This is a genomic window from Pseudoduganella aquatica, assembly GCF_009857595.1.
Taxonomy (GTDB): domain Bacteria; phylum Pseudomonadota; class Gammaproteobacteria; order Burkholderiales; family Burkholderiaceae_D; genus Rugamonas; species Rugamonas aquatica_A.
Genome location: NZ_WWCU01000002.1, coordinates 107,341 through 132,733, shown reverse-complemented (window position 1 = coordinate 132,733; position 25,393 = coordinate 107,341). Strand labels below are relative to the sequence as shown.

The window sequence follows — 25,393 nt, the reverse complement described above, 5'->3', positions numbered from 1 at the left end:
AAGATAACCAATTCGCTGCAATGAAGGTACGCTCCCTGCTTGCCCTCACCATCACGGTGGCACTGGTGCCCGTGGTGGTGTTTCTCGCCGCGCCGCTGGCGCGCCTGGTCGACGCCGAGCGCGACGCGGGCGTGCGCAGCCTGCAGGAAGCGGCGCGCGCCACCTCGGTGGCGGTGGACGGCCAGTGGAACGAGGCGGCAGGCCTGATGCGCGCGCTGAGCGCCTCCAGCAAGCTCGAAGCCGAGCAGATGGAAGCGTTCGCCGGCAAGGCGCACCAGCTGATGAGGGACCGCGACGCCAACCTGGTGCTGTACGACGCCAACGGCCAGCAGCGCGTCAACACCAGCGTGCCGGAAGGCTCCCCCCTGCCCGACACGCGCGCCGACCGAGACCGCATCGCGCGGCTGCTGGAGAGCGCGAAAGTCTCCGTGACCGACCTGCTGACCGGCCCCGTCACGCGCAAGCCCATGGTGGCGCTGGAATATCCCTTCTCGCTGGCGGAGGACCGCCAGTACGTGATGGGCTACGCCTTCGAAGCCGCGCTGATGGACAAGGCCCTGCCCGCGCCGGACAGCGACGGCGACACCTACCATATCTACGACCGCCAGGCCCGCCTGATCCAGTCCAACCGCCAGCCCGCCGACATCGGGGCGGCCGCGCCGCCGGCCATCGCGGCCGCCATCCATTCCAGGCAAGGCGGCCTGGTGGCCATGCCGGACGGCGGCTACGCGGTGCTGGCAACCTCGCCCATGTCCGGCTGGTGGGTGGTGATCACCACCAGCGCCGAGCGCATCGACGGCAACGCGCGCCGCATTGCGCTGCTGTCCGGCCTGGGCCTGCTGATGGCGCTGCTGCTCGCGGTGGCCACCGCCTGGGCGCTCAGCGCGCGCATCGCCAAGGCCATCGCGCAGACCAGCGCTGCGGCGGGCGCCATCGGTTCCGGGCCGCCCAGGCGCCCCGCCCCGTCGGGCATAGACGAAGCGGACGACCTGGGCGAAAGCATCTACCAGGCCGCGCACCTGCTGGCCGAAGCGGCGGCCGAGCGCGAACGGCTGCTGGTCCAGGCCCAGCACGCGCGCGAAGTGGCGGACACGCAGAACCGCGCCAAAGACGAATTCCTCGCCATGCTGGGCCACGAGCTGCGCAATCCAATGGCCCCCATCAGTGTGGCGGCCCACATGCTGGCCATGCCCGGCTTGAGCGCGCAGCAGCTGCGCCAGGCCAGCGACGTGATCGCGCGCCAGAGCGCCCACATGACGCGGCTGGTGAACGACTTGCTGGACGTGTCGCGCGTGACGCGCGGGCTGATTTCGCTGGAGCGCAAGCCGCTCAGCATCCAGCCCGTGATCGCCAGCGCGGTCGAGCAGACCGCAGGCATGGCGGCCAGCCAGCAGCACGTGCTGAGCGTGGCGCCCATCCATGGCGAACTGTGGGTGAACGGGGACGCGATACGGCTGGTGCAAGTGACGGCGAACCTGCTGGCCAATGCCATCAAATATTCACCGCCGGGTTCGGAGATCCGGGTGGAGGCCGTGCGGGTGGGAGAGGAGCTGGTGCTGTCCGTGAGCGACAACGGCAGCGGCATCGAGCCAGGCCTGCTGCCGCGCATCTTCGACCTGTTCTCGCAGGGAGCGCGCCGGCCGGACCGCGCCGACGGAGGCCTGGGACTGGGCCTGGCCCTGGTGCACAAAATTGTGGAACTGCACGGCGGCAGCGTGGCCGCCTACAGCGAGGGACCGGGCCAGGGCAGCCGATTCGAAATCCGCCTCCCCCTCTGCCCCGCGCCCCATCTGGTCCTGCCGTAACCCGTCAATGCATTAACGCAGATTGTAGAACGCACCCCGTCCCGGATAAGACGCGGTCTCGCCCAGGTCTTCCTCGATGCGCAGCAGCTGGTTGTACTTCGCCATGCGGTCCGAACGGGACATCGAGCCGGTCTTGATCTGCAGCGCGTTGGTGCCCACGGCGATGTCGGCGATGGTCGAGTCTTCGGTTTCGCCCGAGCGGTGCGAGATCACGGCGGTGTAGCCGGCGCGCTTGGCCATTTCGATGGCGGCGAAGGTCTCGGTCAGGGTGCCGATCTGGTTGATCTTGATCAGGATCGAGTTGGCGATGCCCTTCTGGATGCCCTCTTTCAGGATCTTGGTATTGGTGACGAACAGGTCGTCGCCCACCAGCTGCACGCGCTTGCCCAGTACTGCGGTCAGGGTCGCCCAGCCTTCCCAGTCGCCTTCGTGCATGGCGTCCTCGATCGAGATGATCGGGTATTTGTCGCACCAGGTGGCCAGCAGGTTGGTGAACTCCACGGCGGTCAGGCTCATGCCTTCGCCGTCCAGCTGGTACTTGCCGTCCTTGTAGAACTCCGACGCGGCGCAGTCCAGGCCCAGCGCGATCTGGGTGCCCGGCTCGTAGCCGGCTTCCTCGATAGCCTGGATAATCAGCTTGATCGCTTCCTCGTGATTGGCCAGCGAAGGCGCAAAGCCGCCTTCATCGCCCACGGCGGTGTTCAGGCCTTTCTTGTGCAGGATCTTCTTCAGCGTATGGAACACTTCCGCGCCGTAGCGGACGGCTTCCTTGAAGGAAGGCGCACCGACCGGAATGATCATGAACTCCTGGATATCCAGGTTGTTGTCCGCGTGCGCGCCGCCGTTAATCACGTTCATCATCGGCACCGGCATTTCCATGCCGCCCGACCCGCCGAAATAGCGGTACAGCGGCAGGCCGGCTTCATCGGCGGCGGCCTTGGCCACCGCCATCGACACCGCCAGCGTGGCGTTGGCGCCCAGGCGGGACTTGTTCTCCGTGCCGTCCAGATCGATCAGCGTGCGGTCGATAAAGGCCTGCTCGTTCGCGTCCAGGCCGATGATGGCTTCCGCGATCTCGGTATTGATATTCTCGCAGGCGCGCAGCACGCCCTTGCCGAAATAGCGCTTGGCGTCGCCGTCGCGCAGCTCGATGGCCTCGCGCGAACCGGTCGAAGCGCCCGACGGCACCGCCGCGCGGCCCGTCACGCCGGACTCCAGCAGCACGTCGCATTCCACGGTCGGATTGCCGCGCGAATCCAGAACCTCGCGTGCAATCACATCAACAATAGCAGTCATCCAAAGTCTCCAGTAGTTGGCTTGGTAAATTCCATCAATGCGCAGGCGCGCCCAGCTTCATGATCTTCAACGCATTCGTGCCACCGACCAGGCCCATAGGCTCGCCCCAGGTCAGCACCACCGTATCGCCGCGTTCAGCGATGCCGCGCGCCACCAGCAGCTCTTCCACCGAGCGCAGCACCACCTCGCGGTCGCGCGTCTGCTTCAGCTCCAGCGCCTGCACGTTGCGGAACAGCGCCAGCTTGCGCTGCGTCGCCACGCTGGGCGTCAGCGCGATAATGGGAATGTCGATATTGTTGCGGCTCATCCAAAGACAGGTGGAACCCGACTCCGTCAGCGCGGCAATGGCCTTCACGCGCAGATGGTGCGCGGTGAACAGCGCGCCATAGGCGATGGACTGGTCGATGCGGCTGAAGGTCGTGTTGATCAGGTCCACGTCCGGATTGGACGGATTCCATTTCTCCGCATCCAGGCAGATCGCCGCCATCGCTTCTACCGTCTCGATCGGGTATTTGCCGGAGGCGGTTTCGGCGGACGTCATCACCGCGTCGGTGCCGTCCAGCACCGCGTTGGCCACGTCCGACACTTCAGCGCGGGTAGGCACGGCGTTGACGATCATCGATTCCATCATCTGCGTGGCGGTGATGGCCAGCTTGTTCGACGCGCGCGCCATCTTGATCATGCGCTTCTGCAGCGCAGGCACGGCGGCATTGCCCACCTCAACGGCCAGGTCGCCGCGCGCCACCATGATGCCGTCCGACGCGTCCAGGATTTCCTGCAACGCCGGAATCGCCTCGGCGCGCTCGATCTTGGCGATCATGAAAGGCTTGTGCTGGAACGGCTCGCCGGCGATATTGGCCAGCTGGCGCGCCATCACCATATCGGTCGCGTTCTTCGGGAAGGACACGGCAATGTAATCCGCCTGGAAGCTCATGGCGGTCTTGATGTCTTCCATATCCTTGGCCGTCAGCGCCGGCGCGGACAGGCCGCCGCCCTGGCGGTTGATGCCCTTGTTGTTCGACAGCTCGCCACCGATTTTCACGGTGGTGTGGATCTCGCTACCGGAGATGCGGTCCACCACCAGCACGATCAAGCCGTCGTTCAGCAGCAGCACGTCCTGCGGACGCAGGTCGCGCGGCAGGTCCTTGTAATCCAGGCCCACGCGTTCCTGGTTGCCCAGCTCACCGTTCTCGCCCCACTTGGCGTCCAGGATAAAGCGGGCGCCGTTTTCCAGCTGGATCTTGCCTTCTTCGAATTTGCCGACGCGGATTTTCGGACCCTGCAAGTCGGCCATGATGGCCACTTCGCGGCCGCACTCGGCGGCGGCGTCGCGCACCATGCGGGCGCGCTCGACATGGTCCTGCGCTTTGCCGTGCGAGAAATTCAGGCGTACTACGTCAACGCCGGCCTTGAACATGCGGATCAGGGTGCCGATGTCGTTCGATGCGGGGCCGATGGTTGCCACGATCTTGGTGGCGCGGCGGGTCACTGCGGTAGGGGTATTTGGCACGTTGTCTCTTTCCTGTTGTTGGTATCGGTCACCGCTCAGCCACTCAGCCACTATTACGCAGGCCGGCGGCAATGCCGTTGATCGATAAATGAATGCCCTCGCGCGTGGCGGGGTCCGAGTCGCCGTCGCGGAAGCGGCGCAGCAGCTCAACCTGCAAATGGTTCAGCGGGTCGATATAGGGGAAGCGGTTGCGGATCGAGCGTTGCAGCAGCGGGTTGGCGTCCTGCAGCTCGGCCTGGCCGGTGATCTCCTTCAGCGCCGCGATGGTGCGCTCATGCTCGGCGCGGATGCGGCCGAAGATGGCCTCGCGCAGCGTGGCGTCGCTCACCAGGGTGGCGTAGCGGCTGGCGATGGCGATATCGCTCTTGGCCAGCACCATGTCCATATTGGACAGCAGCGTGTTGAAGAACGGCCAGTCGCGGTACATCTTCTGCAGCAGCGCCAAGCCGTCCGGCTGCGTGCCCAGGAACTTCTGCACCGCAGAGCCGAAGCCGAACCAGCCCGGCAGCATCACCCTGCACTGCGCCCAGCTCAGCACCCAGGGAATGGCGCGCAGGTCTTCAATCGCGGTGGACTTCTTGCGCGAGGCCGGGCGGCTGCCGATGTTCAGCGCGGCGATTTCCGAGATGACGGTCGATTCCCAGAAATAGGTTTCAAAGCCCTCGGTCTCGTACACCAGCGAGCGGTAGCTGCGCATGGCTTCGTCGGACAGCGCCTGCATGGCCGCCAGCTGGGCCGCATCCGGCTCGATGCCGCGCGGCGGCAGCATGGTCGCTTCCATGGTGGCGGCCACCATCACCTCCAGGTTGCGGCGGCACACTTCCGGATTGGCGTACTTGGCGGTGATGACCTCGCCCTGCTCGGTCAGGCGGATGCGGCCCTGCACCGCGCCCTGCGGCTGCGCCAGGATCGCCTCGTAGCTCGGACCGCCGCCACGGCCGACGGAACCGCCGCGGCCATGGAACAGGCGCATCTTCACATTGTGGCGCTTGAACACTTCCACCAGTTCGATTTCGGCCTTGTACAGTTCCCAGCCGGAGGTCAGGAAACCGCCGTCCTTGTTCGAGTCCGAATAGCCCAGCATGACTTCCTGCAGGCTGCCGCGCGAGCGCACCAGATCCATATACAGCGGCAGGCGGAAGGCGCGGTCCATGATGTCCGGGCCGGCCTGCAGGTCGCCGATGGTTTCAAACAGCGGAATGATGTTGACCGCCATCGACGACTCTTCCGTCACCGAACCGGCGCGCAGCAGGCCGTGTTCCTTCAGCAGCAGCGCCACTTCCAGCAGGTCGGACACGCTGTCCGCCTTGGAGATGATGTAGTTGGTGATGGACTCGGCGCCGTAAGCGCGGTGCGCCTCGCTCACCGCGCGGAAGATGGCCAGCTCGCCGCTGGTCTCTTCGGAATAGCTGGTGTACGGAGAGATCAGCAGGCGCGGCGTGTGCAGCTCTTCCAGCAGCAGCTTGCAGCGCTCCGGCTCGGACAGCGCGGCGTAATCAATGCCGGGACGGGCGCAGGATAGGATCTCCGCCACTACGCGCTCGTGCACGTCCGAATTCTGGCGCAGGTCCACCGGCGCCAGCGAGAAGCCGAACACCTTCACCGCGCGGCGCAGCTGGCGCAAGCGCCCGCGCGCCAGAACGGCCGAGCCATGCGCCACCAGCGACTCGTGCACCGTCTCCAGGTCCGCCAGCAGCTCCTGCGCCGAGGCGTAAGGCTGGGCGCCCGCGCCGGGAGCGGCAGGCGCGTAGCCCGCCGCAGCGGCGGCAGGCCAGATGGTGGCAACGGCAGCACGCGCGCTCGCGGCGGCGCTTGCAGCGGCGCCGGTGTCGGCGCGGCCGGCGGCAGCGGCACTGGTCAGCAGCGCGCGGTTGGCCGCCAGGCGGTTATGGATGCCGTAGATGGCGCGGCGGTAAGGCTCGTCCACGCGGTGCGGCGAATGGTCGGGCGAAGCGTCGGCCAGTTGGCGCAGCTGCTCGGAGCAGCCGGTCATGGTCTGCGCCAGCGACAGCTGCGAAGCCAGCTTGTGCAGCTCGCCCAGATAGTGTTCCAGCGCCACGTCGGCCTGGCGCGCCAGCGTGGCGCGCAGCACGGTGGCGGTGACGAAAGGATTGCCGTCGCGGTCGCCGCCTATCCAGCTGCCCACTTTCATAAAGGTCGGCAGTTCCTCGCCGGCCCAGCGCGCATCGAGCTTGGCCAGCATGTCCTGCAAAGTGCTGTACAGCTGCGGCAAGCCGTTCAGGATGGTGCGGTCGAAGAAGGACAGGCCGTTCTCCACCTCGTCCATCACCGACAGCTTGGCCGTGCGCAGCAAGCGCGTCTGCCACAGCGTGTGGATGCCGCGCGCCAGCGCCTCGTCGTTCTGCTCCTGCTCTTCGGGCGTCATCTGCACGCGGTCGCGCTCGTCGAGCTCGCGCGCGATGGCCATCTGGCAGTTCAGGGTACTCTTGCGCTGCACCTCGGTCGGGTGCGCGGTGAAGACCGGGCTGATATGCGCCTCGGCGAAGAACTCGCCAAAGGACGAGGTGCGGCCGGCGCCCACCACGTTCTGCACCGCCTTGGCCAGGCTGCCCAGGCGCGGCGCGGAACCGGCCAGCAAGTGCGCGCGGCTGCGGCGGGTGTGGTGCTGGTCCTCGGCGATATTGGACAGCAGCGAGAAGTAGCCGAAAGCGCGTATCAGCTGGCTGGTTTCATCCGGCGACAGCGCATGCAGCGCCTCTTCCAGCAGTGCTTGCGCGCCCGCGTCCTGCTCGCGGCGGAAACGGATCGCCAGCTGGCGCACGTTCTCGATACGATTGAAGGCCTCGTCGCCGTGCTGCGTGCGTATGGTATCGCCCAGCATGCGGCCCAGCTGGCGGATGTCCCGCCCCAGCAATTCATCCTTGAATTCCACCGACTTTGAACCGTCCATCTCCCGCCTCACCAGTATGTAGTAATTTTTCAGTTTAGGAACATAATTACAGCAAATCTCGCACATCCGCACCATACGAGGTGCCAGATACTCGCCATATCGTAAATTTACTACATTATGTGACGAAAATCCAAGCGGCGGCAACTGAATTCTTTGCCAATTACTATATGGATTTGGAATGGCGCACACGCGTTAGCCAGCGAACGGATGGCGCGTGGCGGCCGGTGCATGCTGGAGTCTGGACCAACCAAGGAGAAGAGCATGACCAATCGAATCGGCAACAAAGACGTAGCCCAGCAACGCAGCAAAGCGGAAAAAGCCCGTATCAAACGGGTCAACAAAGAGGCGGAAGCGGTGAAGCAGGCCGCGGCGCGGGCCAAATACCACAAGGAAGTGAAGGGACGGATTTCCGCTGCGCAAGCGGCCCAGGCATTCTGAGCCCCGCCTTTCCGTTGTTCTTTGCCGTGCTATGACGATATGATGTAGCGCAACAACGAACACGGAAGGCTACGATGAAAAAAACAACACTCGGGGCGGCGTGCCTGCTCGCCCTGCTCCCCGCGCTCGCGCTGGCCAGCGAACCCGCCAGCGGCAGCTTCAAGGCCGGCAAGGCGTGCGAAGCCTACGCGTCCTTCGCCAAAGAGACCAATCCGGGGGATGTGCGGCTCAAGCCGGGCAGCAGCTACGAAATCAAAGAGGTCAACAAGCCGGGCAGCTATGAACAGCTGCGGATAGAAGTGCCGGGCGCCAGGCCCGAGCTGCGCTGGGTTGCGCGCGACTGCGGCAGCGCAGCGCTGGGCGGCGGCACGCAGGACGCCGCGCCGGCTAGCGCCCGGGAAAGCGCCAATGACAGTCCCGGCGGCAAACACGAAATCTGCTCCACCGCCAACCAGCAGGACAGCTACCTGCTGGCCATCAGCTGGCAGCCCGGCTTCTGCGAGCACACGCCGCGCACGTCCGGCAAGCCCGAGTGCGCAGCGATGGACAAAGGCAGCCTGGTGGTCACCAACCTCACACTGCACGGCCTGTGGCCCAACAAAAAAGCCTGCGGCACCAGCTACGGCAACTGCGAAGGCAAGCCCTTCGCGCTGAAAAAGGAAACCGTCGACCGCATCGCGCAGTGGATGCCCAACTTCTACTACGAAAACAGCTTCGGCAAATACGAGTGGAACAAGCACGGCTCCTGCCAGTCGCTCGACCCGGACGCCTACTTCACGAAAGCAGTGGCGGCGGTGCAGTTGGTAAACAGCTCGTCCATCGGCCAGCAGGTACTGAAGAACATAGGCGGCAGCTTCAACGCCGACAAATTCTTCGCCACGCTGCGCAGCCAGCACGGCGAAGCGGCCGCCAGCCGTGTGATGCTGGTGTGCGCCGGCCAGAGCCAGCTCCAGGAAATCCGCGTCCAGCTCCCGCTCGACTTCAGCGTCGACAAGGGGCTGAACGGCCTGCTGGGTACGACACCCGGCCAGGGTCCGCAAACCTCCCGTTGCGGCAGCGAAATCCACGTCGAAGCCAGCGGCCGCAACTAGCCACCACCGGGGTCAGTTCTACCATTGCGTCACGGGCTCAGCTTTAGCACGCAACTACACCACCGGGGTCAGTTCCACCATTGCGTCACGGGCTCAGCTGTAGCACGCAGCTACTGCAGAGTCCGTGACATGATGACGGAACTGACCCCGGTGTGATTGTGACGCGATGACGGAACTGACCCCGATGTAATTAGACGGCTTCGAGGACGCCGCGGCGCATCTGGTCGAGCTCGATGGACTCGAACAGGGCCTTGAAGTTGCCTTCGCCGAAGCCCTGGTTGCCCTTGCGCTGGATGAATTCGAAGAACACGGGGCCGAGCTGGTTTTCGGAGAAGATCTGCAGCAGCAGGTCACCCGGCATGCCGTCGATCAGGATCTTGCGCTTCTTGAGCTCGTCCAGCGATTCGCCGTGGCCCGGGATGCGGCGGTCCACCAGCTCGTAGTAGGTGTCGATGGTGTCGAGCAGCTTGATGCCGCTGGCGCGCAGCGCGTCCACCGTGCCGTACAGGTTGTCGCTGCCCATGGCAATGTGCTGGATGCCTTCGCCGTTGTACATGTTCAGGTATTCGGTGATCTGGCCCGGGCGGTCGGTGCCTTCTTCGTTGATCGGGATGCGCAGCTTGCCGCACGGCGAAGTCATGGCTTTCGATTTCACGCCCGTCACCTGGCCTTCGATGTCGAAGTAGCGGATCTCGCGGAAATTGAACAGCGTTTCGTAGAAGTTGACCCACTCGGCCATGCGGCCACGGTGCACATTGTGGGTGAGGTGGTCGATATAGGTCAGGCCGTGGCCGACCGGGTTGGGATTGGCGCCGGGGATGGCTTCGAAGTCGGCGTCGTAGATGCTGATGTCGCCGATGGCGCCCGGCGTGGCGCCGTTTTTGCCCTTCCAGCGGTCCACCAGGTAGATCAGCGAGTCGCCGATGCCTTTGATGGCGGGGATGTTCAGTTCCATCGGGCCGGGCTGGCCGCCGAAGCCCCAGGCGCCCAGTTCCAGCGCGCGGCGGTGGGCTTTGCCCGCGTCCTGCACGCGGAAGGCGATGGCGCAGACCGACGGGCCGTGCTGGCGCGCGAAGCGCTGGGCAAACGAGTCCGGCTCGGCGTTGATGATGAAGTTGATTTCGCCCTGGCGGTACAGGGTCACGTTCTTGCAGCGGTGCCGCGCGATGGCGGTGAAGCCCATCGCTTCAAAGGTCTTGCCCATGGCGACCGGGTCCGGCGCGGCGTATTCGATGAATTCAAAGCCGTCGGTGCCCATCGGGTTGTCCCATAATTCTAGCGTCATGCTGATCTCCTCAAGTAATAGGATGAGTTTAGCCATTCTCCGTGAATATTTCGTTCATAATGTGCACAATAACCGCAGTCCCGCGCACAAAATATGCATGAATCGAGGAAAAACCATGAGCACCATCAGCGTAGACCGGCATGACCTTGCCCTGCTGGCCGAATTGCAGCGCGACGGCCGCGCCACCAACAGCGCCATCGGCGAGAAGGTGCACCTGTCCACCTCGCAGGTGAGCCGCCGCATCCAGCGCCTGGAGGAGGCGCGCGTGATCGACCATTACGCGGCCATGCTGGACCCGCTGGTGGTGGGCCTGGGCGTCATGGCCTTCGTCCACGTGACCCTGGACCGCCACGGCACCGCCTGGGGCGATACCTTCGAGCAGGCCATCAGCGATCTGCCGGAGGTGCTGGAGTGCTTTTCCGTCACCGGCGAGGCCGATTATGTGATCCGCGTGGTGTCGCACGACCTGGCCTCGTTCTCGGAATTCATGATGAACCATTTGCTGCGCATTCCGGGCGTGACCAATGTGAAGTCGAATATCTCGCTGAAGAAGGTCAAGCAGGTGACCGAGCTGCCGCTGGACCATATCGCCCAGCCGCGCCCGTCCAAGATGCGGGTGCATTTCGCCCAGTAAGGCGGCGTCGGTCCCGTCTTACAAGCGCGCGGCACGTGCGCTGCTTGGGCGCCGCCCGCCCTGGTCCGCATACTGGCGTCTTTGACCAGGAGGACTCGCCATGAACAGCGACAAGGACGTCAGGGCTGCGGATGCGCGCAATTCGCAGCAGGATTTCGGCGGCAATATCGCCAACGGCCATCCGGCCAACAATGTGATCACGCCGCAGCGGGACGGCATGCCGTCCACGGAACAGGGCCGCAGCACCGTGGACCGGGGCGCGGGGGACTTCTCTTCCCAGCGCCACGGTGAAACGGCAAGCTCGGAGCAGTCCGCGCGCACGCCCGCGCCGGAAGCCGGTCCGACCAAAGGGGAGCGCGGCACCCGCGGCTCGGGCATGCCGGTGGACAGCGGCGCAGGCCAGCTGGCCGATGACCGCCCCGGCCGCGATACGCCGAAAGGCGGCTGAGCGTCCGCCCGCGCTCTGCTAGAATCCGGAACCGGAACAACAGCTAGAGGCGCAACGTGGCAGAGACAGTACCCAAGGGCGCATACCGCAGCGGCGTGGCAGCGCGGCTGGCAGGCTTGCCGGTGGAAACGCTGCGGGTATGGGAGCGGCGCTACGGCGTGTCCGGCGCCGACCGCTCGCCGCACGGCCAGCGCCTGTATTCGGCCGAGCAGGTGCGGCGCCTGGGCCTGCTCAAGCGCGTGGTGGACCTGGGCCATCCCATCGGCATGGTGGCCGCGTTGTCCTTCGAGGAGCTGGCCGTGATGGCAGGCTCGCTGCCGCAGCAGGACGCGGCACCCGACGATGGCGCCGCCGCCGTGCCGCTGCGCGTGGCCGTGGTAGGCGCCGCCATGGCGCGCCGCTTGGCCGCCGTGCGCACCGCGCCGCCGCTCGACATCATCCACACCTGCGCCACGCTGGAGGCGCTGCCCGCCGCCCTGCCCGGCCTGCCGGCCGACGTGCTGCTGATCGAATCGTCCGAGATGTCGGCCGATACGCTGCCGCTGATCGCCGCTGCGCGCGCTGCCGCGCCGGGCGCGGCCCTGGTGGTGATGTACCGCTTCTGCGACAGCGCCACCGTGCGCCGCCTGCGCGAACAGGGCTGCCTGGTGGCGCGCGTGCCGGCCGATCCGGCCGAGGTGGCGGTGCTCTGCAGTTCAGCGCTGGCGGGCCATCCGCTGCAGGCGGTGCTGCCGGTCACGCCGGCGCCCTCGCCGCGCCGCCTGGACGAGCAGGCGCTCGCCGTCCTGGCCAGCGCGCCGAACAGCATCAACTGCGAGTGCCCGCGCCACTTGGCCGACATCCTGATGATGCTGGGCAGTTTCGAGCGCTACAGCCAGCAGTGCGCGTCGCGCAATGCCGACGACGCGGCGCTGCACCAGGAACTGTGCAATACGGCCGGTCAGGCGCGCATGATGCTGGAGACCGCGCTGGAGCGCCTGGCGCGCGCCGACGGCCTGCCGCTGCCGCCGTCGCTGGCGGAATAGCGCAACCTTACTTTCGCGCGCGCCGCTTCAGCCAGCGCATGACGGCGCCCAGCAGCGGTATTTTCTCGTAGAGTTCCTCCGCCGCGTCCCAGTAGTCGCGGTGCATGGCCACGCGGCCTTGTTCGTCGAACTCGATGTGGGAGGCGCCGCGTATGGTCTGCTCGCCTTCCGCGCTGCGCATGCGGAAATGGAATTCCCAGGTCAGGAAGGCTTGCCTGCCCTGCTCCATGCGCTCCTTCACCACGAAGCGCGGCTGCTCCACCTGCACGAACATGTGCCGGAAGATGGGGATGATGGCGGCGTGGCCGCGCACCTCGTTGAACGGGTCCTTGAAGAAGGCGTCCGGCGCATATACGCTGCGCACGTCGTTCACCGTTTCGAGCGCCAGGGTTTCGTAGAAGCGCACCAGGCGTTCCAGCGGCTGTTGTTCGTTCATAGTCCTGTCACCTTGCGCACCAGCCAGAAGTAAGCGCCGTAGGGCAGCAGCCGCAGCAGGCGCAGGCTGTTGCTGAATCGGCGCGGGAAGTGGATGTGGAAGTCGCCCCGCTCCAGGCCGCGCACCAGCGCCTGCGCGGCGGCTTCCGGCGTCATCAGCGCGGGCATGGCGAAGTCATTGCCGGCGGTGAGGCTGGTGGCCACAAAGCCGGGGTTGATCTGGTACACGCCGATGCCGCGCGGCGCCAGGTCGAGATACAGCGTTTCCGTGAGGTTGAGCAGCGCGGCCTTGGTGGGGCCGTACGCCAGCGCTTTCGGCAGCCCGCCGTAGCCCGCCACCGAGGCCACCACGCCTATGCCGCCTGCGCCCTGCTTCAGCAGTTCCGGCAGCACGGCGTCCAGGCAGTTGTAGACGCCGCGCAGGTTCAGGTCGAGCAGGCGGTTGGCCTGCTCCAGGTTGAAGCTGTCGGCCCGCATGGGATGGTAGCCGCCCGCCACCACCAGCACGAGGTCGATGCGCCAGCCGTGCGCCTGGATCGCGCTGCGCGCGCGGTGCACGCTGGCGGCATCGGTGATGTCCAGCGGGACCGGCATCGCGCGCGGCTGTCCGGCGCACAGCGCCCCCAGCGAGTCCGCGCGCCGCGCCGACAGCACCACTTGCGCGCCGCGCTCGAGCAGCAGCCGGGCAGTGGCCTCGCCTATGCCGCTGGACGCGCCTATGATCCACACGCAGCGCCCCTGCCAGTCGCTGATGGGCTTATTGAGCGCCATTGCCGTCCTTCTGCTTGCGGAAGGACAGCGTGACCGAGCCGAGGTCGATGCCGAACTTGCTCATGGCGGCGCGGTTCAGCATGACTTCCTCGTCTATCATGAACATCCAGTCTTCAAAGTCCACGTTGATGGTCTTGCCGTCCACCGGCAGCGCCAGCACGTAGTTCCAGCGCAGCGCGTTGCCCGCCACCACGCCGGTCGCTTCGCCTACCACGTCGGCTGCCGTGCCGGTGTAGCGGCCGGGCGCGGTCTGGCGCAGGGTCCACACGCGGCGCTGGCGGGTGCCGTCGGCGTACAGGAATTCTTCGTCCAGGGTGCCGATGCCGTCCCGCCAGGTGCAAGTCATGGTGACGGTGAAGCGCTTTTGCACGGTGCCGCCCCGGTCCTGGAACATGCCGTAGGCGAGCACGCGGCCGTTGAAGTAGCGCTGCACGTCCAGCACCGGCGTTTGCGCGGCGTAGTGGGACGGGTCGGCGCGGGTGGAGCAGCCGGACAGCAGACTTGCCATCATGGCGCTCATGGCGGCGCCGGCAAAGCAGGCGCGCAGCAGCTTGATCTTCATATTTCTCTCCCGTTCAGGCTTTTCAGGCTGCCCCTTGCGCCGCGCAACAGCAGCAGCCAGGCCAGCAGTTTCAATGCGCACGGCAGCAGCGCGTAGGCGGCGGCCAGGACGGCTGTTCCTTGCGGCGCGGCGCCTGTCTCTGCGGCGGCGCTGCCGGGCTCATAGCCGAGCAAGGCCAGCGCAGGCAGCGTGGCGCCGGCGGCGAACGCCAGCGCCAGCTGCGTGCACCAGTTCCACCAGGCGAAGTAAGGGGCGGCGGATGGCTGTGCGGCGGCATCGGCGCTGCGGCTTTGCGCGGCCAGTCCGGCCAGCAGTGCGGGCGGTAGCGCGAGGTCCGCCCCGCCTGCGATGCCAGTCAATACGCAGATGGCCGCGAAGGCCGCACCGTCGCCGGGGCCGAGGGCGTAGGCCCAGATGAACACCAGCGCGGACAGCAGCATGCTGGCCTGCCAGGCGGCCAGCGTGTCCCAGCGCCTGGCCAGCGCCGCCCACAGGGACATGGATGCGGCGGCCGCCAGCAGGTAAAGCACCAGCAGCGGGCCAGCCCAATTGTCCGGCAGGCCAAGGCGGTCCGCTGCGAAGAAGACGAACAGCGTGGCGGGAATGGCGCCCGCCAGCGCGCTGGCTGAGTAGACACCGAACAGGCAGCGGAAGCGCGGCTCGCTCCAGGGCGCCAGCAGTGCGTACCGTGCCGGGGCCTGGCCCAAGGCTGGGGGCTGGGCAGGCTGTCCGGCCGACGCGGTGGCCGGGGGCCGCACGGCCGCCCGAGGGGCGCGGCGCAGCAGCAGCCAGGCGGCGGGCAGCAGGCAGGCGCAGAACAGCAGCGCCAGCGCGCCGTAGCCGAGCACGCCGCTGCACGCGGCCGCCAGCACGGCGCCCAGCAGGCCGCAGCCTTCGCGGGCGGACATCAGCCGCACGCGGGCGGCGGCGTCGCAGGCGATGGCGCTGCCCCAGCTTTGGTGCGCGATGGTGGCAAGGCCGTAGCCGAGGTAGACCAGCAGCAGCGCGGCGGCGAACCATGCCATCAGCGCGGCGCCGTCCAGCGCGGGCGGGTTGAACAGCGCGCAGTAGCCCAGCAGCAGCGGCGCAAGCGACGCGGCGGCATGCCAGGGATAGCCGCGCTGGTTGCGCGCCATCCACCAGCCGAGCAGCGGATCGGCCAGCGCGGCCAGCACCCGCACGGCCAGCAGCACCGCCCCCACGCCGGCCAGCGCCAGCCCGCCGCTGCGCACGTACAGCGCCGGCGCGAACAGATACACCGGCAGCGCCACCATCGCCAGCGGCAGCGCGAACAGCGCGTAGCTCGCAAGTGCGGAGCGCGACTGGATGGAAGCGGATGGCGCCGAACCGGTAGAAGGCGAGCCGGGCGGTGTTGCGCCGCAAGGCGCGCTGCCGGATACGTCCCGGCCAGCGGCTGGCGTGTGCTGGATGTTCATGGCTGCGCCGCGGCCTGGCGCAGCAGCGCCTCGCGCAGCGCAGGCGCGGTGCTGCGCGGTGACAGCCAGATGGAGAAGAAGGCTTGCGCAAACTCTGCGTCCAGCACCGGGGGCTGCGCGCCGCCTTGTGCCCCGCCTAAGGGTGCGCCGTTCAGGTAGAAGCGCGCGCCCACGCCGGGCACGTAGCGCCCCGCAATGCGGTCGCCCTCGCGCACGTCCGGGAACAGGCCGCGCATGGTCTCCAGCCACACTTTGCGCTGCACGGCGCTGCCTGCGCCGACCTTCTCCATCTGCTCTGCGCTGGCCTCCGCGATGCGGCTGCCCTGCAAGGCGCGCGCGTAACGCAGTTCCAGCACGAAAGGCGCGGCGGCCGGGGCGCTGTCGCGATAGCCCTGCGGCCCCACCCAAAGCCGCGCTTCATAAATCCGCAAGCCATACCAGCGGTAGACGCCTTCGCCCGCCAGCCGCACCGGCTGCATGGGCTGCAATGCCTCCGCTGGCAGCAGTGGCTGAGGTGCGGCCGCATCGCCCTCCGCCTGGGCCGGCACGGCGCAGCAGGCCAGCAGGCACAGGGCCAGCCGCGCCGCAGCGGCCCGCACCCAGGCTGCGTTGCGGACGCCCATGTCAGTCCTTGACCAGCGTGAATTGCACCACGTCGGTATTGCCCGCGTTGAAAGCGCCTTCGCAATAGGCCAGGTAGAACTCCCAGGTGCGCATGAAGTTCAGGTCGAAGCCCAGCGGCACGATATTGTCCTGCTCGCGCTGGAAGGCCTCGCGCCATTGCCGCAGCGTTTCCGCGTAGTCCGGCCCGAAATGCAGCGCATCCTCCACGCGCAGCCCGTGCATGGCCGCGTGGCGGCGGAACTCGGCTTGCGACGGCAGCATCCCGCCAGGGAAGATGTATTGCTGGATGAAGTCGGTGCCACGGCTGTAGCGCTCAAACAGTTCGTCCGCGATGGTGATGGTCTGCACGCAGGCCCGCCCCCCGCGTTTCAGGTTGCGCGCCACGCAGGCGAAATAGCTCGCCCAGTACTCCTGCCCCACCGCCTCGAACATTTCGATGGAGGCGACGGCGTCGTACTCGCCATCGCTGTCGCGGTAGTCGCACAGGCGCAGGTCCGCCTGCGCTGCCAGCCCGGCGGCGGCCAGCCGCGCCTGCGCGTAAGCCAGCTGCTCGCTCGACAGCGTCAGTCCCGTCACATGCAGGCCGCCGCGCGCCGCCATCTCGGCCAGTCCGCCCCAGCCGCAGCCGATTTCCAGCACGCGCTCGCCCGGCTTCACCTGCAGCTGCGCCAGGATGCGCCGGTACTTGGCTTGCTGCGCCTGCTCCAGCGTCATGCCCGGATAGGCAAAAAGCGCGCTCGAATACGTCATCGACGGGTCCAGCCAGCGCTGGTAGAACGCGTTGCCCAGGTCGTAGTGGGCGTGGATGTTCTTCTTGCTGCCGCTGCGCGAATTGCGGTTCAGCAGATGGCGCAGGCGGTACAGCAGCACGCCCCACCAGCTGCCGTACACCAGCGACTCCAGCTCCTCGCGGTTGCGCGCCAGCAGCTCCACCAGGCCGGGGAGATTGTCGGTGCTCCAGTCGCCTGCGATAAAACTTTCCGCAAAGCCGATGTCGCCGGAACGCAGCACCGCGCGGCACGCGTTCCAGTTGGCCAGCCTGAAAGTGATGGGCGCGCCCTCGCCGTACAGCGTGGCGGCGCCGTCCGGCGTTTGCAGCAGCACGGCGCCGTGGCGGATGCGGGACAGCGCGGCCAGCAGCAGGCGGGCGGACGCAGGCCGCGCCGAAGCGGGTGCACCTGGTGCGCCGGGCGCCCGCATGGCGCAGCAGGCTGCGGCGGTGTGCGCCGCAGATGATTCGGAGATGGGCAGTTGCATAGTCATTTCGAAAGTTCCTCGATCGGTGGTGCGGGCTTGCTGAAAAAAGGCGCGCGCTTGCACCAAAGCCGCAATGCCTGCCAGTGGATTTTTGCCATCACGCCCAGCGTGAGCAGCGGATGGGTGGCGCAGGCGCGCAGCACGGCCGCGTCGCTGAGCGCCTGCGCCGTGCCGCTGATGCTGGTGGACAGCGCCAGCTGGCCGCCGTCCAGGTAGTCGATGCAGGCAAGGTGGCGCTCGCCCTCCCCGGCCCGCTGCACGCGCACAAAACGGAAGCGGTAGCTGCCGCGCAGCGGCAGGAAGGGCGATACGTGAAAGGCCTTGTCCGCACGCAGTTCGGCGCCGTTGGCGATCGCCGCGCCGGTCTCCAGCAGATACAGGTGGCGCTCGCCGAAGGTATTGCGCACGTCGCACAGCACGGCGCGCAGGCTGCCGTCGGCACTGTGGCAAAACCAGAACGACACGGGATTGAACAGATAGCCCAGCACGCGCGGCATGGTCTGCAGCCAGATCTCGCCATCCGCGCCGCTCACGCCGCCGCGCTCCAGCGTGTCGGCTATCCACGCGCGCAAAGGCCGCACACCGTCGCCGTGGTCGGCGTCATGGAAGGCCAGCAGGTTGAAGCGGTTGCGCGAGAACCAGCGCAGCGGCGGCGCGGCGCAGTCAAGCTGAAGGTCTGGTATACGATGCACAGGCACCCGGATATAGAACACGCCGTAGCTGAAGGCGTTGCGCACCGGCCGCAGGCGCTTGTGGCGCACCTGGCCCAGGCATAGCTGGATGGCGCCGCCGTTGTCCTTATGCGGCATGGCTCAGTACCGCCTTCTGCGCCAGCGCGGCGGCCACCCGCATGCCGGACTTCAGGCCGTCCTCGTGGAAGCCGTAGCCGGTCCAGGCGCCGGCGAACCACACATGGCCTTCGCCCTGCAGCTGCGGCAGGCGCGCTTGCGCCGCCACGGCGCGCGCGTCGAACACCGGATGCGCGTAGTCGAAACTGGCCAGCACCCGCTCTGGCGACGGCTCGTTGATGGGGTTGAGCGAGACGATCACCGGCGTGGTGAAGGGCAGCGGCTGCAGCATATTGAGCAGGTAGTGCACGCACACGCGCGGCGCGCCGTGTTCGTCCACTCCGCCCTGATAGTTCCAGGCCGACCAGGCCTTGCGCCGCTGCGGCAGGCAGCGGCTGTCCGTGTGCAGCACGGCGCGGTTGGGCTGGTAGCGGATCGCGCCCAGCACGCCCTGCTCGTCCACGCTGGGGCGGTCGAGCAGCGCCAGCGCCTGGTCGCTATGGCAGGCCAGCACCACTTCGTCGTACTGCTGGATATCGCTCGCGGTATGCACCGCCACCGACAGCGCGCCGCCGCCCGGCGCGCGCCGCACCAGGCGCACCGGCGTGGACAGGCGCCGCTGCGGTATGCTGTCCAGCATGCGCCGCACGTACTCGCGCGAGCCGCCCGTCACCGTGCGCCATTGCGGGCGGCCGCTCACCTGCAGCAGGCCGTGGTTGTGGCAGAACCGCACAAAGCTCGCCAGCGGGAAGTCCAGCATCTGCGCGGTCGGGCAGGACCAGATGCAGGCCGCCATCGGCAGCAGATACCAGTCGCGGAAGGCGGCGCCGTAGCCGTGCAGGTCGAGGTAGTGGCCCAGCGCCATGGCGGCGTTGCCGGGGATGCCGCCTTCGGGCGACAGCGCCAGCGCGGTGGCGGCCTTGTTGAAGCGCAGGATGTCGCGCAGCATGCCGAGGAAGGCGGGCCGCAGCAGATTGCGGCGCTGCGCGAATACGGTGTCGAGGTTGGCGCCGGCCCATTCCAGCAGGCCGCCATCAAGCGGCAGCTTGACGGAGAAGGACATGTCGGTGCCGGCCGTCTCCACGCCCAGCTTGGCAAACAGACTCGTCAGATGGGGATAGGTGGCGTGGTTGAAAACCAGGAAGCCGGTGTCGACGCCATGCGTGACGCCGTTCAGCGTGACGTCCACTGTGTTGCTGTGCCCGCCGAACCAGTCGCCGCCCTCGTACAGCGTGACGTCCCGGCCCATCCGCGCCAGCTGGTGTGCGCAGGCCAGTCCGGCAATGCCGGCGCCTATTACTGCTATTTTCATGACCCAGCCCTTGTGTCGTAGGAATGAACTGCATACTCCCAGCAACACTACGGACAATTACGGGTCAAGTCCAGCCCACACTACAGAACTGGCCTAATATTCCAGTTCAATTACGGGTCACTCCGGGGCTTGCACGCGCTTCAGGCGCTGGCCGTGGATGGCCCACACGCAGTCCGCGCCGTCCACCGTGCCAAACAGCGCCCAGCCGGTACCGATCTTGCGCACGTCGATGGGCGTTTCCAGTTCCTTGGCCAGCTTCTCGGCCCACATGCGCGCCGCCCCCTGGCCCTTGAACAGTTCCTTGCCTTCGAAGATGACGGTGGCGTCGAATACCGGTGCGGCGAATATCGTGTTCATGGCGGTCTCTCTTATTGGAATGGGCGCATTTTACACTTCCGCGCCGGCCCGCAGCAGCAGCGCGCTGCAGCGTTCGGACAGGTGGACCAGCTCCAGGCGCTTGCCGGCCTTGGCGTAGCGCTCGCGCAAGGCGTCCAGCGCGGCGATGGCCGAGTGGTCGGCCAGGCGCAGGTGGCGGCAGTCCAGCACCACGCGTGCCGGGTCGTCCGCCGGGGCGAACAACTCCTGGAAGCGCGCCGTGGACGCGAAGAACAGCGTGCCGCGCGGACGGTAGCTGCGCACGCCCGGTTCGCCGTCGTCGATATCGGCGCCGATGTCGCGCGCATGCTGCCAGGCGAAGCTGAGCGCGGCAATCACGATGCCGCACAGCACAGCCGTGGCCAGGTCGGTGGCCACCGTGATGGCGGTGACGGCCACGATCACCAGCGCGTCGTGGCGCGGCACCTTGCCCAGCACGCGCAGCGAGCCCCACGCGAAAGTCTGCTGCGCCACCACGAACATCACGCCCACCAGCGCCGCCAGCGGTATGCGCTCTATCCACGGCGACAGGAACAGGATGAACAGCAGCATCATGGCTCCCGCCACCACGCCCGACAGGCGCATGCGCCCGCCCGAGCCGAGGTTGATCATGGTCTGGCCTATCATGGCGCAGCCGCCCATGCCGCCGAACAGGCCGGACACCACATTGGCCCCGCCCAGCGCCACGCATTCTCGGTTGGCCTGGCCTTCGGTGCCGGTGATGTCGCCGGTGAGGTTGAAGGTCAGCAGCGTTTCCAGCAGGCCGACCAGCGACATCAGCACCGCATAAGGCAGGATGATGCGCAGCGTTTCCAGCGTGAACGGCACGGCGGGCAGGTGCAGGGCCGGCAGGCCGCCGGCGATATGGGCCATGTCGCCCAAGGTGCGGGTGGGCAGGTCCAGCAGCGCGCTTAGCAGCCCCACGGCGGCGATCGCCACCAGCGCCGGCGGCGCAGCGCGGGTGAGCCTGGGCAGCAGCCAGACCAGGGCCATGGTCAGCGCCACCAGGCCCGCCATCAGCAGCATCGGCGCGCCCTGCAGCCAGTGGCCGCCGGTCTTGAAATGCTCCAGCTGCGCGCCGGCTATGATAATGGCCAGGCCGTTGACGAAGCCCAGCATGACCGGATGCGGCACCATGCGTATCAGCGTGCCCAGGCGCAGCAGGCCGAACAGCGCCATCAGCAGGCCGCCCAGCACCACCGTGGCCAGCAGGTACTGCGCGCCGTGCTGCGCCACCAGCGCCACGATCACCACCGCCATCGAGCCGGCCGCGCCCGAGATCATGCCGGGCCGCCCGCCGAACAGCGCGGTGATGGTGCAGATAAAGAAGGCGCCATACAGCCCCATCAGCGGATTGAGCTGCGCCACCAGGGCGAAGGCGATGCACTCGGGCACCAGGGCGAAGGAGGTGGTCAAACCGGCGAGGACGTCGGTGCGGATGCGGCTGGGGAGCTGGTTCATGCGGATCTGGCGGGCGGCGGAAATAAAACAGCCCACGCGAAGGTGGGCTGATACGGTGCCGCGAGTATAACAGAAGGTATCGCTAGGCGCGCGCCACGCCCTGCTGGCGGCGGCGCAGCAGCATGGCGCCAAAACCTATCACCAGCAGCGCAGCGCTGCCGGGCAGCGGCACCACGCGGGTAAAGCCCTCGATCACGTCGTTCTGGCAGGTTTCGCCCCAGTGCATGGCGAAGGCCTGCAAGTTGATCAGGCTGGTGCCCGTCATGTCCAGCGTAAAGGTCAGTTTCTGGTCCGGGGTGACGGTCCAGCTGCCGGTGACGCCGTTCACCACTTTGGCGGTGGTGGAGTTCGTGGTCTTCACCTGCACGGCCTGGCCGTCGCGGAAGGTGCACGGCTGCGAACAATTCATCACATCCTCGGAATTGAGGATGTTCTCGGCGTTGGTGGTGCCGCCCAGCGTGTACAGCTTGAAGGTGCCGCCGGTGTTGCTCCAGCGGTTATCCAGGCTGAAGCCCCACTCCCACTTGGTGCCGGTACTGGCGTTGTCTGCCTGGTAGTTGGTCACGCCCGCCACGACTTTCGGCTTCCAGGCCGAGGCCAGGAACAAGTCGCCATAGGCGATGCCGGCCTGGCCTACCGGACCCGGGTCGGCCCAGGGGTCGGCGCCGGCATGGCCGGCGAAGGCGGTGGAGATGGTAATCTTCAGCACGCTGCCGACCCGCGTAATGGTGGCGCCGCTGATGTCGTACATGGCCGCGCCGATCACATCGCCGTCGCCATGTGCGTTCGACCCCCAGTAATCGTTGATGCCGTTGTCCGTGATGGTGCCGGCCTGGACAGCTGGCACAGCCAGCATCGCCAGCAGGGCGCACATCGAAGTGAACAATCTATTCATGATATTTCTCTTAGAAACGTGTAATTCCTATAAGCATTATTCGTGCCATGCTGGCGCAAGCCTTTTAAATCAGGTGCTTAGTACCCCCGCAACGCCTGACACGACCTAAAGTGTAAAGAATACCGACAGTCCATCGGGTTGCCGCAACGGCCATATTGCTGGAGAATGGCAAACATGCCAACATGCGGCGCCGTGTTAATTTTACCTTTGCGGGAATATATGTTACACCGAACCAACAAATTGGCGCTAATTACCGTGTTACTGACCGGCCTTGCGGCCTGCCAGCAACACACCACCGCCGAACTGATGGCGCGCGCCAAGGCCTACCACCAGAAAGGCGACCTGGAAGCGGCCCGCATCGAGCTGAAAAACGCGGTCGAGGGCGATCCGGTGGACGCCGTCGCGCGCTTCACGCTGGCCCAGCTTTACATTGAAACCGGCGAAGCGCTGTCGGCGGAAAAAGAAATCCGCCGCGCCATCAGCCTCGGCTACAGCCCCGCCGACACCATGCCCATCCTGGGCCGCTCCCTGGTGCTGCAGGGCCAGTTCAAGAAGGCGCTGGACGAGACCGAACAAGCCGACGACGGCCTCAACGCCGCCCTGCTGTGCGTGCGCGCCGACGCCCACCTGGCCCAGGACCACCGCGCCGAGGCCAAGCAGCTGTTCGAAGCGGCGCTCGCGCGCCAGCCCGGCTACTCCGCCGCCCTGATCGGCCTGGGCCGGGTGGCCTTCCTGGAGCAGGGTCCGGAACCCGCGCGCGCCTATGCCGACCAGGCATTGGCTGCGGCCCCGAACAGCACCGAGGCGCTGATGTTCATGGGCGACCTGCTGCGCGCCCAGCACCAGTACGAGCCGGCGCTGGCCATGTATGACAAGGCGCTGAAGGTCTTCCCCCAGCACCGCACTGCCCACGTGGAAAAAGCCTACCTGCAAATCGCCATCGGCAAGTTCGCCGAAGCCCAGGCCGACTTGACCGCCGCCGCCGAGACCACGCCCAACAGCCTGCTGGTGACTTATACCCAGGCCCTGCTGGACTTCTCGCAAGGCAAGCACTCGGCCGCCAAGGAAGGCCTGGAAACGGTGCTGAACTCGGCGCCCGAGCACATGCCCAGCGTGCTGCTGGCCGGCGCGGCCGACTTCAGCCTGAACCTGCTGCCCTCGGCCGAAAAGCATTTGCGCGTCTACCTGAAGGCGCACCCGGAAAATGTGTATGCGCGCAAGATGCTGGCAAGCACCCTGCTGCGCACCGGCCAGTCGCCGGACGCGCTCAATGTGCTGGCGCCCATCATCAAGGACAGCCAGCAGGACGTTCAACTGCTGGCCCTGGCCGGCGAGTCCTATATGCAGATCCGCGATTTCAGCAAGGCCAAGGAGTATTACGCCAAGGCCAGCGAGCTCGATCCCAAGGCCGCCAATCTGCGCACCCAGCTGGGCTTGAGCAAACTGGGCAAGGGCGAGCGCGACCAGGCCCTGAACGACCTGCAGCACGCCACCCGGCTGGACGCCAAGTCGCAGTACGCCGGCATGTCGCTGGTGCGCACCGAGCTGGGCCTGCACCGCTATGAGCAGGCTTATACCGCCGTGCTGGCGCTGGAGCAGGCCAATCCGGCCGTGGCCGCCGTGCAGGAACTGAAAGGCCTGGTCTATCTGGGCAAGCAGGACGCGGCGCGCGCCCGCGCCTGCTTTGAAAAGGCCTTGCAGCTGGACCCTGCCTACTACCCCGCCGTGGCCAACCTGGCGCAGCTGGACGTGGCCGAAAAGCAGCCGGACGCCGCGCGCCGGCATCTGAAGGACTTCCTGGCCAAGAACAAGAACAGCCTGGAAACCATGACCGCGCTGGCCGCGCTGGCCGCCAGCACCGGCAACAAGGAAGAAACCACCTACTGGCTGGAACAGGGCAGCGCGGCCTACCCGGACGCCGTGGCGCCCTCGGTGCGCCTGCTGTCGCACTACCTGCAGACCGGCGACAAGCAGAAGGCCATTTCGCTGGCGCGCAAGGTCCAGGTGGGCAACCCGAGCGACCCGGACCTGCTGGACCTGCTGGGCAAGAGCCAGATCGCCAGCGGCGAGCTGGTGGGGGCGCTGGAGACCTACAAGAAGCTGGCCGCGGCGCTGCCGCGTTCGGCTTCCGTCCACATGCAGGTGGCGGCGCTGCACATGCTGCTCAAGAACACGGCGGCGGCCGAGGACCAGCTGAAAACCGCGCTGGCCATGCAGCCGGACTTCCCGGCCGCGCAGGTGGCGCAGGCCGAGCTGTACGTGCGCAACGGGCAGCATGAGCTGGCCGTGCTGATGGCGCGCCAGCTGCAGCGCCAGTATCCGAAGGCGGCGGCCGGCTTCCAGCTGGAGGGCGACGTGCTGGTCAGCCAGAACCGCTACGCGCAGGCCCTGCCCGCCTACGAGCAGGCCTGGGCCAACGCCAAAAGCAGCGAGCTGCTGGTCAAGACCGTGCACGGCATGCGCATGGCCGGACGCAAGCCGGACGGCGAAGCGCGCCTGGCGCAATGGCTGCAGCAGCATCCCAAGGACGTGCGCGTGCTGCTGTTCCGCGCCGAAACGCTGATGGCGGACAAGCAGTACCCGCAGGCGGCGCATCAGCTGGAAAGCGTGCTCAAGCTGGAGCCGAAGAACATCCAGGCGCTCAACAACCAGGCCTGGACCTACCAGCAGCTCAAGGACGAGCGCGCGCTGCCCACCGCCGAGCAGGCCTTCCAGCTGGCCGGCAACAAGCCGGCGGTGATGGACACGCTGGGCTGGATACTGGTGGACCAGCATCCGGACGACGCCGGCCGCGGCCTGGCCATCCTGCAGAAAGCCAGCGCGCTGGCGCCGCAGGCGCGCGACATCCGCTACCACGTGGCGGTGGCGCTGTACAAGACCGGCAACAAGGACGGCGCGCGCAAGGAGCTGCAGCACCTGATGGCTGGCGATATGCAATTCGCCCAGGCCGACGAGGTGCGCGCCATGCTCAAGCGCATGGACTAGCGCATGGACTAAGCCGCCTTCGTGCGCTTGCGCACCGACGCGCCGGCCG

22 protein-coding genes are annotated in these 25,393 nt (G+C 67.0%); 7 read left to right on the top strand and 15 right to left on the bottom strand.

The genetic code is table 11. From position 1 onward, the window contains the following. Positions 1–20: 20 nt before the first annotated feature. A complete protein-coding gene (locus GTP77_RS02475) occupies positions 21–1,805 on the top strand; it encodes a sensor histidine kinase (RefSeq protein ID WP_161070586.1) in 1,785 nt (594 codons plus the stop codon). Positions 1,806–1,817: 12 nt separating this feature from the next. On the opposite strand, the gene eno is transcribed toward GTP77_RS02475, so the two are convergent. From eno to ppc, 3 genes are all read right to left on the bottom strand, one after another. Continuing rightward, the gene (gene eno, locus GTP77_RS02470; RefSeq protein ID WP_161070585.1) at positions 1,818–3,101 is read right to left on the bottom strand and encodes a phosphopyruvate hydratase; all 1,284 of its coding nucleotides are present in this window, start codon (positions 3,099–3,101) and stop codon (positions 1,818–1,820) included. 34 nt (positions 3,102–3,135) lie between these two features. Next, entirely contained in the window at positions 3,136–4,590 is a 1,455-nt protein-coding gene (pyk, locus tag GTP77_RS02465; RefSeq protein WP_161070784.1) for a pyruvate kinase, read from the bottom strand. A 64-nt stretch (positions 4,591–4,654) separates the two neighbouring features. Continuing rightward, a complete protein-coding gene (ppc, locus tag GTP77_RS02460) occupies positions 4,655–7,522 on the bottom strand; it encodes a phosphoenolpyruvate carboxylase (protein ID WP_161070584.1) in 2,868 nt (955 codons plus the stop codon). Positions 7,523–7,783: 261 nt separating this feature from the next. Here ppc and GTP77_RS30165 point away from each other — a divergent pair, with 261 nt between their 5' ends. Next, entirely contained in the window at positions 7,784–7,960 is a 177-nt protein-coding gene (locus GTP77_RS30165) for a hypothetical protein (protein ID WP_187358587.1), read from the top strand. Between the two features lie 74 nt (positions 7,961–8,034). Next, positions 8,035–9,051: a ribonuclease T2 family protein gene (locus tag GTP77_RS02455; RefSeq protein ID WP_161070583.1), complete on the top strand. Its 1,017-nt coding sequence runs from the start codon at positions 8,035–8,037 to the stop codon at positions 9,049–9,051. Positions 9,052–9,241: 190 nt separating this feature from the next. On the opposite strand, the gene hppD is transcribed toward GTP77_RS02455, so the two are convergent. Further along, positions 9,242–10,336: a 4-hydroxyphenylpyruvate dioxygenase gene (gene hppD / locus GTP77_RS02450; RefSeq protein WP_161070582.1), complete on the bottom strand. Its 1,095-nt coding sequence runs from the start codon at positions 10,334–10,336 to the stop codon at positions 9,242–9,244. Between the two features lie 115 nt (positions 10,337–10,451). On the opposite strand from hppD, the gene GTP77_RS02445 reads away from it, so the two are divergent. The 3 genes from GTP77_RS02445 to GTP77_RS02435 all read left to right on the top strand — a co-directional run bounded on the left by GTP77_RS02445 (position 10,452) and on the right by GTP77_RS02435 (position 12,443). Beyond that, positions 10,452–10,970: an Lrp/AsnC family transcriptional regulator gene (locus GTP77_RS02445; RefSeq protein ID WP_161070581.1), complete on the top strand. Its 519-nt coding sequence runs from the start codon at positions 10,452–10,454 to the stop codon at positions 10,968–10,970. Positions 10,971–11,070: 100 nt separating this feature from the next. Then, positions 11,071–11,418: a hypothetical protein gene (locus tag GTP77_RS02440; RefSeq protein ID WP_161070580.1), complete on the top strand. Its 348-nt coding sequence runs from the start codon at positions 11,071–11,073 to the stop codon at positions 11,416–11,418. A gap of 56 nt (positions 11,419–11,474) precedes the next feature. After that, the gene (locus GTP77_RS02435; RefSeq protein ID WP_161070579.1) at positions 11,475–12,443 is read left to right on the top strand and encodes a MerR family transcriptional regulator; all 969 of its coding nucleotides are present in this window, start codon (positions 11,475–11,477) and stop codon (positions 12,441–12,443) included. A 7-nt stretch (positions 12,444–12,450) separates the two neighbouring features. Here the strand turns inward: GTP77_RS02435 and GTP77_RS02430 are convergent, their stop codons facing one another. The 11 genes from GTP77_RS02430 to GTP77_RS02380 all read right to left on the bottom strand — a co-directional run bounded on the left by GTP77_RS02430 (position 12,451) and on the right by GTP77_RS02380 (position 22,359). Further along, a complete protein-coding gene (locus GTP77_RS02430) occupies positions 12,451–12,879 on the bottom strand; it encodes a nuclear transport factor 2 family protein (protein ID WP_161070578.1) in 429 nt (142 codons plus the stop codon). Then, entirely contained in the window at positions 12,876–13,649 is a 774-nt protein-coding gene (locus GTP77_RS02425) for an SDR family NAD(P)-dependent oxidoreductase (RefSeq protein WP_161070577.1), read from the bottom strand. The genes GTP77_RS02430 and GTP77_RS02425 overlap by 4 nt, the downstream gene beginning before the upstream one ends. Beyond that, positions 13,636–14,211: a DUF3833 domain-containing protein gene (locus tag GTP77_RS02420; protein ID WP_161070576.1), complete on the bottom strand. Its 576-nt coding sequence runs from the start codon at positions 14,209–14,211 to the stop codon at positions 13,636–13,638. Before GTP77_RS02420 ends, GTP77_RS02425 begins: the two co-directional genes overlap by 14 nt. Continuing rightward, the gene (locus GTP77_RS02415) at positions 14,208–15,647 is read right to left on the bottom strand and encodes an MFS transporter (RefSeq protein WP_161070575.1); all 1,440 of its coding nucleotides are present in this window, start codon (positions 15,645–15,647) and stop codon (positions 14,208–14,210) included. The genes GTP77_RS02420 and GTP77_RS02415 overlap by 4 nt, the downstream gene beginning before the upstream one ends. Next, positions 15,644–16,270 carry a chalcone isomerase family protein gene (locus GTP77_RS02410; RefSeq protein ID WP_229202047.1) on the bottom strand — a complete coding sequence of 209 codons (627 nt, stop codon included), beginning with the start codon at positions 16,268–16,270 and terminating at the stop codon, positions 15,644–15,646. The genes GTP77_RS02415 and GTP77_RS02410 overlap by 4 nt, the downstream gene beginning before the upstream one ends. A 1-nt stretch (position 16,271) precedes the next feature. After that, the gene (locus GTP77_RS02405) at positions 16,272–17,471 is read right to left on the bottom strand and encodes an SAM-dependent methyltransferase (protein WP_161070782.1); all 1,200 of its coding nucleotides are present in this window, start codon (positions 17,469–17,471) and stop codon (positions 16,272–16,274) included. 59 nt (positions 17,472–17,530) lie between these two features. After that, positions 17,531–18,337 (bottom strand): DUF1365 domain-containing protein, encoded by an 807-nt coding sequence (locus GTP77_RS02400; protein WP_161070574.1) that lies wholly within the window; start codon positions 18,335–18,337, stop codon positions 17,531–17,533. Then, the gene (locus GTP77_RS02395; protein WP_161070573.1) at positions 18,327–19,628 is read right to left on the bottom strand and encodes an NAD(P)/FAD-dependent oxidoreductase; all 1,302 of its coding nucleotides are present in this window, start codon (positions 19,626–19,628) and stop codon (positions 18,327–18,329) included. Before GTP77_RS02395 ends, GTP77_RS02400 begins: the two co-directional genes overlap by 11 nt. A 117-nt stretch (positions 19,629–19,745) precedes the next feature. After that, entirely contained in the window at positions 19,746–19,985 is a 240-nt protein-coding gene (locus GTP77_RS02390; RefSeq protein ID WP_161070572.1) for a hypothetical protein, read from the bottom strand. A gap of 30 nt (positions 19,986–20,015) precedes the next feature. Beyond that, on the bottom strand, positions 20,016–21,464 hold the full coding sequence (locus GTP77_RS02385; protein ID WP_161070571.1) for a SulP family inorganic anion transporter: 1,449 nt from the start codon (positions 21,462–21,464) through the stop codon (positions 20,016–20,018). 82 nt (positions 21,465–21,546) lie between these two features. Further along, positions 21,547–22,359 (bottom strand): hypothetical protein, encoded by an 813-nt coding sequence (locus tag GTP77_RS02380; protein ID WP_161070570.1) that lies wholly within the window; start codon positions 22,357–22,359, stop codon positions 21,547–21,549. A gap of 255 nt (positions 22,360–22,614) precedes the next feature. Between GTP77_RS02380 and prsT the strand changes: the two genes are divergently transcribed. Then, positions 22,615–25,344, top strand: a complete 2,730-nt coding sequence (gene prsT, locus GTP77_RS02375; RefSeq protein WP_161070569.1) for an XrtA/PEP-CTERM system TPR-repeat protein PrsT — start codon at positions 22,615–22,617, stop codon at positions 25,342–25,344. Positions 25,345–25,393: the final 49 nt, after the last annotated feature.

Bases quoted from the DNA above. Each gene is read 5' to 3' on its own strand.
- GTP77_RS02475 (WP_161070586.1), top strand. From the start codon at position 21: ATGAAGGTACGCTCCCTGCTTGCCCTCACCATCACGGTGGCACTGGTG.
- GTP77_RS02445 (WP_161070581.1), top strand. From the start codon at position 10,452: ATGAGCACCATCAGCGTAGACCGGCATGACCTTGCCCTGCTGGCCGAA.
- hppD (WP_161070582.1), bottom strand. From the start codon at position 10,336: ATGACGCTAGAATTATGGGACAACCCGATGGGCACCGACGGCTTTGAA.
- GTP77_RS02405 (WP_161070782.1), bottom strand. From the start codon at position 17,471: ATGCGGGCGCCCGGCGCACCAGGTGCACCCGCTTCGGCGCGGCCTGCG.
- GTP77_RS02455 (WP_161070583.1), top strand. From the start codon at position 8,035: ATGAAAAAAACAACACTCGGGGCGGCGTGCCTGCTCGCCCTGCTCCCC.
- GTP77_RS02395 (WP_161070573.1), bottom strand. From the start codon at position 19,628: ATGAAAATAGCAGTAATAGGCGCCGGCATTGCCGGACTGGCCTGCGCA.
- GTP77_RS02430 (WP_161070578.1), bottom strand. From the start codon at position 12,879: ATGAACGAACAACAGCCGCTGGAACGCCTGGTGCGCTTCTACGAAACC.
- GTP77_RS02380 (WP_161070570.1), bottom strand. From the start codon at position 22,359: ATGAATAGATTGTTCACTTCGATGTGCGCCCTGCTGGCGATGCTGGCT.
- GTP77_RS02400 (WP_161070574.1), bottom strand. From the start codon at position 18,337: ATGCCGCATAAGGACAACGGCGGCGCCATCCAGCTATGCCTGGGCCAG.
- GTP77_RS30165 (WP_187358587.1), top strand. From the start codon at position 7,784: ATGACCAATCGAATCGGCAACAAAGACGTAGCCCAGCAACGCAGCAAA.
- eno (WP_161070585.1), bottom strand. From the start codon at position 3,101: ATGACTGCTATTGTTGATGTGATTGCACGCGAGGTTCTGGATTCGCGC.
- GTP77_RS02390 (WP_161070572.1), bottom strand. From the start codon at position 19,985: ATGAACACGATATTCGCCGCACCGGTATTCGACGCCACCGTCATCTTC.
- GTP77_RS02410 (WP_229202047.1), bottom strand. From the start codon at position 16,270: ATGGGCGTCCGCAACGCAGCCTGGGTGCGGGCCGCTGCGGCGCGGCTG.
- GTP77_RS02425 (WP_161070577.1), bottom strand. From the start codon at position 13,649: ATGGCGCTCAATAAGCCCATCAGCGACTGGCAGGGGCGCTGCGTGTGG.
- ppc (WP_161070584.1), bottom strand. From the start codon at position 7,522: ATGGACGGTTCAAAGTCGGTGGAATTCAAGGATGAATTGCTGGGGCGG.
- GTP77_RS02420 (WP_161070576.1), bottom strand. From the start codon at position 14,211: ATGAAGATCAAGCTGCTGCGCGCCTGCTTTGCCGGCGCCGCCATGAGC.
- GTP77_RS02440 (WP_161070580.1), top strand. From the start codon at position 11,071: ATGAACAGCGACAAGGACGTCAGGGCTGCGGATGCGCGCAATTCGCAG.
- GTP77_RS02415 (WP_161070575.1), bottom strand. From the start codon at position 15,647: ATGAACATCCAGCACACGCCAGCCGCTGGCCGGGACGTATCCGGCAGC.
- GTP77_RS02385 (WP_161070571.1), bottom strand. From the start codon at position 21,464: ATGAACCAGCTCCCCAGCCGCATCCGCACCGACGTCCTCGCCGGTTTG.